This is a genomic window from Siminovitchia acidinfaciens (genome assembly GCF_003605385.1).
Taxonomy (GTDB): Bacteria; Bacillota; Bacilli; order Bacillales; family Bacillaceae_C; genus Siminovitchia; species Siminovitchia acidinfaciens.
In genome coordinates, this window is record NZ_QYTV02000002.1 from 257,932 (window position 1) to 271,804 (window position 13,873).

Consider the following 13,873-nt stretch of genomic DNA (forward strand, 5'->3'; position numbering starts at 1 on the left):
TGCTAATCTTCCTTTCTTTCCTGGCCAAAGTATCGGCACAGTTCTTGGAACATAGAATCAATCGTGTATTTTTCCGGGCAAACTTTGATAGCATATCCTTCTGCTTCCATTGCTTTTTTAGTTACCCTTCCGATGCTGACATATGTAATGGAATCGACGTGTCCCTGCAAGTGATATTGCTTAACGACTTTTTTGAAGTGATGAAAAGTGGAGGGACTTGTAAAACAGGCAGCATCCAGCCGATCTTCCTTGACAATCTCAACAAGCCGGCCAATATCCTTAGTAGGATAATAAGTTTCGTAGACAATCCACTCATCAGCAATAATCCGGTGTTGGCGAAAGCTTTCGGCAATCGTAGTGCTTGCCAAATTCCCCTTCGGAATCAGTGCCCTTTTCGCAGTAAGGCCTTTTTCAAAAAACTCCCTTGAAAAGTCTTCAGCTGTATAAATGTTGGGCATAAAATGCGAATCCACTCGGTATTTGCTTAATTCCGCCCTTGTCTTCTCTCCCACAGCCGCAAAGTTTATCCGATCTTTGATCATTTCAAATTGTTCACGCTGAGAGTCGATATGCTGGAAAAAATAATTCACGCCGTTTCTGCTTGTAAAAATGATCCAGTCATACTTATTCAGTGATTGAATAAAGTGTACGGCGTTCAAATCTTCATGCGAACGAAAATCAATGAGCGGAATCATATATGGAATTCCGCCAGCGGAAGCAACATCATTACAAAACTTCTCGCCTTGCTCTCCGCCTCTCGTGATCATCACATGCTTGCCTCGTAAAGGAAGCCGGTCCATTGTCATTGGTCCAGCTCCTCTTTTACCTTTTCTATTAGTGTTTTGGCTCCTTGTTCAATCAGGCTTGCTGCAGCCTTTTCCCCGATTTCCTTCGGATCTGTCCCTTTGATCATATCCGAATAGACGATTTTTCCGTCAGGAGAGGCAACAAGAACTGTAAGTTGAATTTCATCATTCGGCAATATCTCTCCATATCCGGCAATCGGAACCTGACAGCTGCCATCCATTTTATGCAGGAATACACGTTCGGCCTCAACAGATCTCGCCGTTTTTACACATGTGAGCTTTGCCAGTTCATCCAACAGCTCTTTATCATCCTCGCGGCATTCAATGGCAAGCGCTCCTTGGCCGATCGCCGGCAAACAAAAGTCGGGATCTAAATATTCCGTGACGATTTCGTCATCCCACCCCATACGGATTAGACCGGCTGCTGCTAGAATGATGGCATCATAATCTTCATTTTTTAGCTTTGAAAGCCTCGTATCAATATTTCCGCGAATCCATTTGATTTCCAAATCAGGTCTCTGGGCTAAAATTTGAGCGCTTCTCCGAAGACTGCTGGTTCCGACAATGGAGCCTGCAGGAAGCTCTTTCAGCTTCAAGCCATTTTTTGAAATTAATGCATCCCGATGATCTTCACGTGGAGGTATGCATCCGATCACCAAGCCTTCAGGAAGTTCCGACGGCATATCTTTCATGCTATGGACAGCCATGTCGATCTCACCGTCATACATTGCCTGCTCTATTTCCTTGATGAACAGCCCTTTTCCGCCAATTTTGGATAAAGTGACATCCAAAATACGGTCTCCTTTTGTCATAATCTCTTTTATCTCGAATTCAAAGGGAACACCAAGCTTTTCCAGCTGTTTCCGAACCCAGTTCGTTTGAGTGATCGCCAGGTTGCTTGTCCTCGAACCGATTACAATTTTTCTCATATAAAATGCCTCCTGTGAATACTGCACTTAAATGTCCGATTGATAATTTATGAAAACCAAAAATGAAACTTTGATAATCCGCTGATCAGAAAAAAGTTGATTAATACACATAAGAAAGCAACTGCATTCCATAAAGCCAATTTTCGTCCGAACATGACCCGTTTAGCATAAGCATATAGCAAGAATCCATATACTATCAACAAAAAAAAGGACCCGATAATTTTGGGATCATACCAATGAAAATGCGGGAGTTTGATCAGCGCCCATCTAAGACCCAAAATGAGACTTAACAAAAGCATGGGAACACCGACTGTATTTAAAATAAAGGATGCTTTTTCCAGTTTCGCCAAATCAGCCAGGCGCCATAACTTCTTCTTCCACCTTTTCTCTTTAAGCAGCTTAAATTGAAGCAGGTAAAGGCCGGAAAATACGAATGACACCGAAAACGCTCCGTATGAAAGAATGGCCATCGTAATATGAATCAATAGCAATTCCGACATTAACTGCTCAGCCGATACAGACGAGCGCTGAATCGGGGCAAAAGCATGAATGGCCATAAAGCTGAATCCAATCAGATTTGTAAAGAACACTGTAAAATCAACTTTAAAAATATGATGAAGAACTAAAGATATTGTAATAAGTACCCAGGTGTAAAAATAAAGCCCTTCAAAAATAGTCAATACTGGGAATCTACCAGTACTAGTCATGTACATAAACAAAAAGATTGTTTGAAGTGTCCAAACAATCAAAAGCAACCGGAAAGCAAGGGTGTTTGCTTTCCGATTGTGGTCAACGAAATCGATAAAATAAAGCAGAATAGATAAGGCGTAAATAACGATTACCAATTCTGGAAGTCTTGCCAATACAAGATCGAACATGGACTCATTCCTCTTATGATTGGAAAGAATGCAGCGGTGCCGCAAGCTTTATTTTCTTTTTGGCAGAAGCCTTCTCACGTACTGGTTCTGCTTGATTTACTGCAACTTCCAAATCAAAAATTTGCTTGAAGATAGCAATTTTTTCTGCAGCATTCGCCTCACCCGAAAATTCCTTCACTTGCAAAATCGGATCTTTCAACATCTGATTAATGATGCTTTTCGTATGCTTGCTAATCACTTTTCTTTCCCGTTCTGTCAAATCCGGGATTTTCCGTTCAATACTTTTCATCGTTTGAGCTTGAATCGACAAAGCCTTTTCTCGTAAAGCAGTAATGACTGGAACGACACCTAGCATATTCAGCCATTCATTAAACTCTACAATCTCTTTCTCGATCATGCCCATGATCTCTTCAGCGGCATTTTTCCTTTCGGCCAAATTCGCCTGTACAATGCCTTCGAGATCATCTATATCATAGAGGAAAAAGCTTTCGATTTCCGAAATGCCGGGATCCAAATCCCTCGGCACGGCAATATCCACAAGGAAAAGTGAGCGCCCTCTCCTCATTTTTTCAACCTGTGTCATCATATCTTTTGTCAACACATATTCCTGCGACCCAGTGGAGCTGATGACAATATCAGCTTCCATGACTGCGCACTGCAGTTCACTTAGCGGCTTAGCCTGTCCATTAAACTGGCTTGCTAAATTCTCCGCTCTTTCAAATGTACGATTGACGACAGTCACTTTCGTAGCTCCATTGGAATAAAGGTTCTTGATAGCCAACTCGCTCATCTTTCCCGCTCCAATGATGAGCACATGCTTGTCCGTCAATTGACCGAAAACTTTTTTGGCAAGCTCGACTGCCGCATAGCTGACTGAAACAGCGTTTGCTCCGATTTCGGTTTCCGAATGAGCCCGCTTAGCCAATGTAACAGCCTGTCTCATTAAATGGTTAAAGACTGTTCCTGTTGTTCCCTTTTCTTGGCCTAGCAAAAAGCTGTCCCTTATTTGACCAAGTATTTGCGTCTCTCCAAGAATCATGGAATCAAGTCCGCATGTAACTTTGTACAAATGTTCAACCGCACGTTCATGCTCATGAATAAATAAATGATCGGAAAAATCTTTTTGATCTATTTGAAACCATTCAGCCAGAAATTCTTTAATATAATAGCGGCCAGTGTGAATCTGATCCACCACCGCATATACTTCCGTCCGGTTGCAAGTAGAAACAATGATATTTTCCAATATGCTTTTTTTATTTTTCAGCGTCGTCATCGCTGAAGCCAGATCACCTTCCGCGAAAGCAAGCCGCTCCCTGACCTCGACGGGCGCTGTTTGATAATTTAAACCGACAACGATGATGTGCATATTAAAATAGGCACCTCCATATGATACTCACTATCTTTAGTATATCACTTCACATTAGAAGAATTCTAAAAAGATGTGAACAGAAAGCGAAACCTGTGTTATATTTAAGTGCGAGGCAAGCTGCTGACTTCAATCACATCGTGTGAAGCATCATTGAAAATGCTCCATGCAGCTTTGCGACGAGCTGAACAAGACTTCTCCGAATAAACTATGGCGCAGGAGCACAGTCTTCCAAGCAAACTTGTGACCTCGAGGGGCTAAAAACGACGCTAAAGGAAGTACAAAACGCCTGTTCAGCCTTAATTTCTTATAGTAAAACTATTTTTGAATCCTTTTGTAACATAGCAAATATACTGTTGAAATACAAGCAAACACGTTGGATGTGATTTTTTTGGTGAAAAAGGGAATGTTTACCGGAGTTATATTCTTAGGATTTGGCCTTTATTTTCTTTTACAGCAATACAACATACAAATATTTGATGATCTGTATTCCTGGCCAACTTTGATTATTATCGTGGGACTGGGATTTCTTGCCCAAGGGTATTTAGCAAAAGACAATGAGGCGATTTTACCGGGTGCTATAATAACGGGCATGGGGATACACTTCCATGTTGTCAATAAGCTTGATATGTGGCAGGATCATGCGGGAGTATTTCTCCTGTTGGCTGCAGTCGGCATTCTACTTACATATGTAAAAACAGGGGCCGGACTTATGATGGGCCTTCTCTTTTTGGCGGCAGCTTCATTGCTGTTGTTCTTCGACCGGCTTGCAAACTGGGCTGTCGAGCGCGGTCACGACATTTCACTTATCAGTAATTTCTGGCCTATCTTCTTCATAGCAGCCGGTGCCTACTTTATATTTTTACAAAGAAAAAAATAAAGTTGCCGCCATTTAAATATAAGTTGAATTATATTTTCACCAAACCTGGAGACTTAAAATCATTTGAAGGAACAGTCTTGATCTTTTTAGTCCCTAGCCATGGATAAAAGCAAACATGGGCAACATTGAGGGCAAATGTTGCCCGTGCCGGCGGAAAAATAGCAAAAACGGGTAACATCGAAGGATAATCATGCCCGTCTCAGCAGAAAAACAGCAAACGCGGGCAACATTGAAGGATAATCGCCCGTCTCAGCAGAAAAATAGCAAACATTGGCAAGATGAAGGGCCCATGGCAATCTTTGCCTGGCTGCGTCAATGGAATTTCTTAAAATTAAACTTATTTAGCATATTTTATTAAAGCGAGTAGCGACTGTATTTCCAGGGAAAACGGGCATCCCCAGTGCTCTTGGTGACCTAGTCAGCAGTTTTTTCGCTGCTTCGGTGACTTAGAGCTCCTTTTAGTTTCCGTGCCAACGTTTTTTCCGCTGCCACAGGCCCTCATAACGCACTCATTGCAAAAAATCTCCCAATCCATCAATAAAAACCGCCCAGAAAATCAATTTTCACTGACTTTCCGAACGGCCTATTTATTTGAATCTCTTCGTTAATATTTTCCACACGATGTCCTTGCCTTCACCAGTTTCCGAAGAGAATGTTACGATTTCATCTTCGGGTACCATATTTAGCTTTTCTTTGGCTATTTTCAAATGCTTGGACCACTTACCCTTAGGGATTTTATCCGCCTTTGTAGCGATGACAATACACGGGATTTCGTAGTATTTAAGGAAGTCATACATCATAACATCATCTTCCGTCGGAGGATGGCGCAGATCGACGATTAACATGACCGCACGGAGCTCTTTCCTAGTTGTCAGGTACGTTTCAATCATCTGTCCCCACGCTTCGCGTTCCCTTTTGGACACTTTTGCAAATCCGTATCCCGGAACGTCCACGAAGTAGATCATGTCCTCAATCCTATAAAAGTTCAACGTTTGCGTTTTACCAGGTTTTGATGATGTTCTGGCCAAACTTTTGCGATTAATCATTTTATTGATAAAAGAAGACTTTCCGACGTTGGATCTGCCGGCAAGTGCAAATTCCGGCAGTCCTTCATCGGGATATTGTTCAGGCTTGACAGCACTGATTACCATTTCTACATTATTAACTTTCATTGCTTCTCTCCCACTAATGCTTTCTCAAGCACTTCATCCATATGTGTCACAGGAATGAAGGTCAGGTCTTGTTTTACACTGTCAGGAATCTCATCGATATCCTTTTCATTATCTTTTGGTAATATAATTGTCGTCAATCCGGCCCGATGGGCGCTCATCGACTTCTCCTTCACTCCACCAATAGGGAGGACCCTTCCCCGCAGAGTAATTTCTCCGGTCATGCCGATTTCTTTTCTGATTGGGCTTCCGGTCAAAGCAGATACAAGTGCCGTTGCTATCGTAATTCCCGCGGACGGCCCATCTTTAGGAACCGCACCTTCCGGCACGTGAATATGGACATCGCACGTTTCATAAAAATCATCCGACAGTTTCAATTCTTCCGCTTTGGAACGTACGTAGCTGAAGGCAGCTTGAGCGGATTCTTTCATTACATCGCCCAATTTTCCGGTTAAAATCAGTTTCCCTTTCCCCGGAGTTAGCGATACTTCAATTTGGAGGGTGTCTCCTCCTACTGTCGTATAAGCAAGTCCTGTAGCAACACCTACTTGGTCTTCAAGCTCTGCCTGGCCATAGCGGTATTTTTTCTTACCAAGGAGTTCTTCTAAATTTTTTTCCGTCACAATGACCCTTTTGCGGTCACCGGCAACGATGATTTTCGCCGCTTTCCTGCAGATGGATGCGAGCTGGCGCTCCAGCTCTCTGACCCCCGCTTCTCTCGTGTAATAGCGGACAATTGCCCTGATGGCATCTTCTTTGACCTGAAGCTGGCTTTTCGTTAACCCATGTTCCTCAACCTGCTTTGATAGCAGATGATCCTTGGCAATATGGATTTTTTCCAATTCGGTGTAACCGGAAATCGTAATAATTTCCATCCTGTCCCGAAGAGGTCCTGGAATGGTCGCCAAATCATTGGCAGTAGCTACAAACATGACTTTTGAAAGGTCATATGTCTCTTCTATATAGTGATCACTAAACGTCCTGTTCTGCTCAGGATCCAACACTTCGAGCATCGCGGAAGAAGGGTCACCACGAAAATCATTGGACATTTTGTCAATTTCATCCAATAAAAATACTGGGTTAATCGTACCCGCCTTCTTCATTCCCTGAATGATCCGGCCGGGCATCGCCCCGACATATGTACGCCGGTGTCCTCTGATTTCGGATTCATCCCTTACTCCACCGAGCGAGATCCGGACAAAATTTCTTCCCATCGACTCGGCAATTGATCGTGCCAAGCTTGTCTTTCCAACACCTGGAGGGCCAGCAAGGCAAAGTATGGGACTCCTTAATGATTTGGTCAACTGTTTCACTGCCAGGAATTCAAGTACCCTCTCCTTGACATGCTTGAGTCCATAATGATCCCGTTCCAAAATCTTTTCCGCTTTATGGATGTTCAGATCATCTTTTGTTGACTTCTTCCACGGAAGGGCAACCAGCCAATCAAGGTAGTTTCGGATTACTGCACTTTCCGCAGATGTGGCGGGTACCTTTTCATATCTGTCAAGCTCCCTGAAAGCGGTCATCTTGGCATGTTCTGTCATGCCGGCATTTTCTATTTTTTCGGTTAGTTCGGCAACCTCTCCAACCTTGCCTTCCTTTTCCCCGAGTTCTTTTTGAATGGCTTTCATTTGCTCTCGCAAATAATATTCCTTTTGAGTTCTCTCCATCGACTGTTTGATTCTTTGGCCGATCTTTTTCTCAAGATTAAGGACTTCTTTCTCATTATGGATGATTTCAATCACATTGCCGAGTCTTTTTTTCACATCAAATGTTTCCAGGATCTCTTGTTTATCCTGCAATTTCAATGGCAAATGCGATGCAATGATATCCGCCATTCGCCCAGGCTCTTCCATATCAGCCACAGTCGCAAACGTTTCCGCTGATATTTTCTTGGACAGCTTAATGTATTGCTCAAAATACTCAAGCATTGTCCTCATTAAAGCCTGGGTCTCCACATCCTTGTCCGTATCGTCCTCATACAGATCCAATGTGGCTGCGGCGAAATCATCTTTAACAATATACTCTTTCATGTGCGCCCGTGCCAGCCCCTCTACCAATACACGAATCGTACCGTTTGGAAGCTTAAGCATTTGCTTGACTTTTGTTAATGTTCCAACTTTATAAATGTCGTCCTCACCAGGCTCATCAATCGCAGTATCTTTTTGAGTCGTCAAAAAAATAAGATGGTCGGTGAGCATCGCCTGCTCTAATGCCTGGACAGATTGCTCCCTTCCAACGTCAAGATGCAAAACCATCGTCGGAAAAACAAGCATCCCGCGCAATGGCAGCAGGGGAACGAACGCCTCTTTTTGTTTCGTCACATTCGTACACCTCCCAGTAATTCCCTTCCATTATGAATAGAAGGACGTAAAAAAGCGTATTAATACAATTTTAGCTTATATGGACGGTTAATGTCGAGGAACAGGCGTCCATGACTTTCATCCCTCTTCTAAACACTCCTTTTACTCATTCCCTGAATGAAATCCGTAAAAACAAAATCATGGTCATTATTGCTTTTAAGTGCTCTTTTTAGCACATCTTCAATTCTTTTTACCGGGATGATGTCAACGTCGTCAATGCTGCCCAATATTGACCCCATATTATCCTCAGGAATGAAAACTGTCCGGGCACCAGCAAGCTTTGCCGCCTTCACCTTGGCTAAGACCCCTCCGACCGGTTTAACATCACCTTGAATTCCAATCTCTCCTGTCATCGCGATCGTATTCTCGACCGGAATTTTATAGATGGCCGAATAAATTCCTACTGCCATTGCGACTCCGGCAGAAGGGCCATCAATCGGCACGCCTCCAGGGAAATTTACATGTATATCATATTGATGCGCCGGAACTCCCATAGACCTCAATACAGTGAGGACATTTTCCAACGAGCCCTTTGCAAGACTCTTCCTTCTGATCGATTTGCCCTGTCCATTAATACTTTCTTCCTCAACGATACCTGTGATGTTGATCGACCCTTTTTCTTGAGCGGGAATCACCATCATTTCTATTTCCAGAAGCGCCCCACTGTTTGGCCCCGTAACGGCCAATCCGTTAACAATGCCTACGGAGGGCTGTTCAGCGATCTTCTTTTCATACTTCGGTACGAGTTGGCTCGCTTCCACAATCCATTCGATATCGGCATCAAGTATTTGTTTTCTTTTTTCTGTAATCGCAAGACCTGCAGCAATTTGTATCATGTTCACTGCTTCTCTTCCACTTGAGGCATAGGAAGCCAATGTTGTTAGGCCGGTTTCGCTGATTGATAGTTCTACTTTGTCTGCCGCCTTTTCAGCTACACTTTTAATTTCTTCCCTCTCCAGTTCCCGGAAGAATACTTCCATGCAGCGCGACCTGATCGCCGGTGGGATTTCGCTGGGGGTTCTAGTAGTTGCTCCAACAAGCCTAAAGTCTGCAGGAAGACCTTTTTGAAAAATATCGTGGATATGGGTTGGGATTTGGTTGTTTTCTTCGTTATAATAGGCACTTTCCAGAAAAACTTTCCTGTCTTCCAAAACTTTAAGAAGCTTATTCATCTGGATTGGGTGAAGTTCACCAATTTCATCAATGAACAGGACGCCTCCATGGGCATTAGAGACAGCTCCTTGTTTCGGCTGAGGAATTCCCGCCTGACCCATGGCGCCAGCTCCCTGATAAATCGGGTCATGAACCGATCCAATCAGCGGATCTGCAATCCCCCGTTCATCAAAGCGGGCAGTCGTTGCATCCAACTCAACAAAGACGGCTGACCGACGAAACGGAGATCTCTCATATTTCTTTGCTTCTTCAAGAACAAGCCTCGCAGCCGCTGTTTTCCCCACTCCAGGGGGTCCATATATAATCACATGTTGCGGATTAGGGCCGCATAATGCTGCTCTCAAGGCTTTTATTCCGTCTTCCTGACCAACAATATCATTAAAACTCGAAGGACGGACCCTTTCGGATAACGGCTCAGTCAGCTTAATGGCACGCATTCTTCTCAGTTGTTCCATTTCCTTTTTCGATTCCCTGTCAATCGTAACTCTCTGCGATCTTTGATTCTTTAGCAGGTTAAAAAAATACAGTCCGATGACTGTTCCGAAAAACAACTGAATGAGCAAGACGATGACAGTCCAATTCATCATATTCCCTCCTGATCACACTTTTTCGCATATGGGTAGTATCTCCGTACAAGATCAGGAATAAACGAAATATTTCTATCGACGCCATACTAATAAAAGACGCAAAAAGTCCAGGGAGCAAAATACCTCCTGGACTTACATGTTTAAAATGTATACTCATTTTCTTTATTAGAATAATGTTGTGATATGTCTAGCTTCAGGCGCCATCGGCTCGAGGTCACAAGCCAAATTGCTGTGGTGGCTGAAGAGCTGCCTCCTCGCAATTCGTCTTGTGCTTGTCGCCGATGGGCGGGCGCCTTGCGCTTTTCTATTATGCAGTTCCTTTTAAAACAGTTCCGTCTTCAAGAACAAGCTTTGGCGGCTTCTCGTCGAGGACTGATTCTTTAGTTATGATACATTGTTTGATGTCTTCACGCGATGGAAGATCATACATGATGTCGAGCATGATACTTTCGATGATGGAACGAAGGCCACGCGCACCTGTCTTACGCTCGATTGCCTTTTTGGCAATTTCCCGCAAAGCGTCTTCTTCAAATTCCAATTCGACATTATCAAGTTCGAGCATCTTCTGGTATTGCTTGACAAGCGCATTTTTCGGCGCTGTCAGAATCTCGACCAGCGCATCTTCATCAAGCTGCTCCAGACTTGAAATAACCGGAAGACGACCGATAAATTCAGGGATTAGTCCAAACTGCAAAAGGTCTTCAGGAAGAACCTTCGATAACAGTCCCTTATCTTCATCTGCCTGTTTATTATCTGAACCAAATCCGATCACTTTTTGTCCCAGACGGCGCTTGATAATTTGCTCAATGCCGTCAAAGGCACCTCCGCAAATGAAGAGAATATTCGTCGTATCAACCTGGATGAATTCCTGATGAGGATGCTTGCGTCCACCTTGTGGCGGAACACTTGCCGTTGTTCCTTCAAGGATTTTCAGTAATGCCTGCTGAACCCCTTCACCCGAAACATCACGAGTAATTGAAGGGTTTTCGGATTTCCGCGCCACTTTATCGATTTCATCAATATAAATGATGCCTCTTTCCGCTTTTTCAACATCATAGTCCGCTGCCTGGATTAATTTTAAAAGAATGTTTTCAACGTCCTCACCCACATAACCGGCTTCGGTTAAGGAAGTGGCATCAGCAATGGCAAATGGGACGTTCAAAATACGGGCAAGCGTTTGCGCAAGAAGTGTCTTACCGCTACCAGTCGGCCCGATTAAGCAGATATTACTCTTGGACAATTCCACATCATCAATCTTGCTATTGGAATTGATCCGTTTATAGTGGTTATATACCGCAACAGCGAGCGCCTTCTTTGCCTGCTCCTGCCCGATAACGTAATCCTTAAGTATCTCTCGGATTTCACGAGGTTTAGGAATGTCTTTGAATTCAAATTCTTCCTCTGTACCCAGCTCTTCTTCAACGATTTCTGTACAGAGTTCAATACACTCGTCACATATATATACACCTGGTCCAGCGACCAGTTTACGAACCTGTTCCTGAGTTTTTCCGCAAAAAGAACACTTCAGTTGTCCTTTTTCTTCGTTAAATTTAAACAATGAACTCTCACCCCTTTTGATAACTATACCTTAGCTTCGTCACAGAGTTGCAGGTGTTAAATAGTTATGTATTGCATTGTAGCATATTTTGTAAATAAATATACACTAATTCGCTCAGTATAGGTGATTAATTATTTTATTGAATTGTAGTAGTTATTGTTATGTATAGAGCATGTACTTCTTTTTATTGTAAAACAAGGCACGATTTGACCCGCGCCTTGTTTTATCATATGTTGACTGCTTCAACGTTATGTTTATTTATATTATGCACCAGCAGCTCTGTTTTCAACAAGGAAATCGACTGCTTTTTGGATTTTAAGATCAGCTTCGATTTGATCGGTATTTCCGCCAAATGCTTTTTTGATATCTTCAACAGCCATGCTGTACATGTCGGCCATCTTTTGAAGTTCCTTATTCACATCTTCTTCGCTTGGCTCAAGGTTTTCAGCTTTTGCAATCGCCTCAAGCGTCAAGTTCATGCGGACACGTTTTTCAGCATCTTCTTTCATTTGGCTCTTAAGAGCATCTTCGTCCTGCCCGGAGAATTGGAAATAAAGATCCAAATTCATACCTTGCATTTGAAGGCGCTGTTCGAACTCTTTCATCATGTTTTTCAATTCGTTTTCAACCATGACTTCAGGGAGCTCGATTTCAGCATTTTCAGTAGCCTTTTCAACCAGTGAATCACGGAGTTTGTGGTCAGCTTCATGTTCTTTGTCTTTTGTCAGGCGTTCTTTGATTGAAGCTTTCAATGCATCAAGTGTTTCTGCTTCTTCGTCAACGTCCTTTGCAAACTCATCGTCAAGCTCAGGAAGTTCTTTTGTTTTGATTTCGTGAACTTTGACTTTGAAAACCGCAGGTTTTCCAGCTAATTCTTCTGCATGATATTCTTCAGGGAAAGTAACGGATACGTCTTTTTCCGCTCCAGCTTCTACACCTACGAGTTGCTCTTCAAATCCTGGAATGAAGCTTCCGGAACCAAGTTCTAGCGTATAGTTTTCAGCTTTCCCGCCCTCAAACGGCTCATCGTCAACGAATCCTTCGAAATCGATAGTAACTGTGTCGCCTTCTGCAGCTTCGCCTTCTTCCTTGACTACAAGCTCAGCTTGGCGCTCTTGAAGAGTTTTCAATTCATTGTCTACATCTTCGTCTGTTACTTCTGTATCAACATCTTCGCCTTCAAGTCCTTTATATTCACCAAGTTTAACTTCCGGCTTTACTACAACAGTAGCTTTAAAAATCAATTCTTTGCCTTTTTCCATCTGTTCGATGTCAATTTCAGGCTGATCAACAGGTTCGATTCCAGTTTCTTCAACAGCTGAAGTATAAGCTTCCGGAAGAATTGCATCAAGTGCATCCTGATAAAGAGATTCTACGCCAAAACGTTTTTCAAAAATCGGGCGTGGAATTCTTCCTTTACGGAAACCTGGGATGTGTACTTGTTTTACAACCTTTTTAAATGCTGTATCAAGACCTTTATCAACGGTTTCTTGATCTACTTCTACTGTAAGGACACCTTTATTGCCCTCTAATTTTTCCCATTTTGCTGACATATTCATTACCTCCAACTACATATCTTCGAGAAATCTCTTATGTAAATATTATTTTTTCAATCTAACTACGGGTGGCATAACCATTATATTATAACATAGCATTTCAACTATTTAAAGTGCGTGTTCAAAAGTTGTCAAATCAAAAGGTCGACTAAAGGGCCATGTCCTGTGCGTCGCAAGAAGGTTGAGGCTGCTAGTTTACGCATCGCTGTATATGCTTTTACCGTAGAAACAGGCCAAGTACAAAAGCGCAAGCGACTTGCCCTACCCCAACAAGCACAAGACGATCCCCGAGAAGGCAGTTCTTTAGCTAAGCTGCTGATTTCCACCACATCATGTGAAACTTCTCTGAAAATGCTTTATGCGGCTTTGCGACGAGCTGACAAGACTTCCACGATATGCTTTGGCGCTGGAGCACACTCTTCCTAGCATGCTTTTGACCTCAAGGGCTAGGGCGCCGGCGGCACTAGGACATCCTGTCCGTCGGACCTGAACTTAGCACCAATAGATAATATGTTATCTACAAACTTAATCACTTAATAATTTCCCATACAACGAAGAGAGTCACCGTTTGTCATTAGACAATTTTTAAACATCCTAGATAAGGGAAG

10 protein-coding genes are annotated in these 13,873 nt (G+C 43.0%); 1 reads left to right on the forward strand and 9 read right to left on the reverse strand.

Annotated elements, in window-relative coordinates:
• Positions 1-2 precede the first annotated feature (2 nt).
• The 4 genes from D4T97_RS05490 to hemA are packed head-to-tail and all read right to left on the reverse strand — an operon-like array spanning position 3 to position 3,979.
• The gene (locus D4T97_RS05490; RefSeq protein WP_126048533.1) at positions 3-806 is read right to left on the reverse strand and encodes a uroporphyrinogen-III synthase; all 804 of its coding nucleotides are present in this window, start codon (positions 804-806) and stop codon (positions 3-5) included.
• On the reverse strand, positions 803-1,735 hold the full coding sequence (hemC, locus tag D4T97_RS05495) for a hydroxymethylbilane synthase (RefSeq protein WP_126048535.1): 933 nt from the start codon (positions 1,733-1,735) through the stop codon (positions 803-805). Before hemC ends, D4T97_RS05490 begins: the two co-directional genes overlap by 4 nt.
• Positions 1,736-1,782: 47 nt before the next feature.
• Positions 1,783-2,613: a cytochrome C assembly family protein gene (locus D4T97_RS05500; protein ID WP_126048537.1), complete on the reverse strand. Its 831-nt coding sequence runs from the start codon at positions 2,611-2,613 to the stop codon at positions 1,783-1,785.
• Positions 2,614-2,626: 13 nt separating this feature from the next.
• Entirely contained in the window at positions 2,627-3,979 is a 1,353-nt protein-coding gene (hemA, locus tag D4T97_RS05505; protein WP_126048539.1) for a glutamyl-tRNA reductase, read from the reverse strand.
• Between the two features lie 406 nt (positions 3,980-4,385).
• Between hemA and D4T97_RS05510 the strand changes: the two genes are divergently transcribed.
• Positions 4,386-4,859, forward strand: a complete 474-nt coding sequence (locus tag D4T97_RS05510) for a LiaI-LiaF-like domain-containing protein (protein WP_235872163.1) — start codon at positions 4,386-4,388, stop codon at positions 4,857-4,859.
• Positions 4,860-5,446: 587 nt separating this feature from the next.
• Here D4T97_RS05510 and yihA read toward each other — a convergent pair.
• The 5 genes from yihA to tig form a co-directional block, all read right to left on the reverse strand.
• A complete protein-coding gene (yihA, locus tag D4T97_RS05515) occupies positions 5,447-6,031 on the reverse strand; it encodes a ribosome biogenesis GTP-binding protein YihA/YsxC (RefSeq protein ID WP_126048541.1) in 585 nt (194 codons plus the stop codon).
• Positions 6,028-8,352: an endopeptidase La gene (gene lon, locus D4T97_RS05520; RefSeq protein WP_126048543.1), complete on the reverse strand. Its 2,325-nt coding sequence runs from the start codon at positions 8,350-8,352 to the stop codon at positions 6,028-6,030. Before lon ends, yihA begins: the two co-directional genes overlap by 4 nt.
• A 128-nt stretch (positions 8,353-8,480) precedes the next feature.
• On the reverse strand, positions 8,481-10,148 hold the full coding sequence (lonB, locus tag D4T97_RS05525) for an ATP-dependent protease LonB (protein ID WP_126048545.1): 1,668 nt from the start codon (positions 10,146-10,148) through the stop codon (positions 8,481-8,483).
• 310 nt (positions 10,149-10,458) lie between these two features.
• A complete protein-coding gene (gene clpX / locus D4T97_RS05530) occupies positions 10,459-11,709 on the reverse strand; it encodes an ATP-dependent protease ATP-binding subunit ClpX (protein WP_126048547.1) in 1,251 nt (416 codons plus the stop codon).
• Between the two features lie 263 nt (positions 11,710-11,972).
• Positions 11,973-13,262, reverse strand: a complete 1,290-nt coding sequence (gene tig, locus D4T97_RS05535) for a trigger factor (RefSeq protein WP_126048549.1) — start codon at positions 13,260-13,262, stop codon at positions 11,973-11,975.
• Positions 13,263-13,873 lie beyond the last annotated feature (611 nt).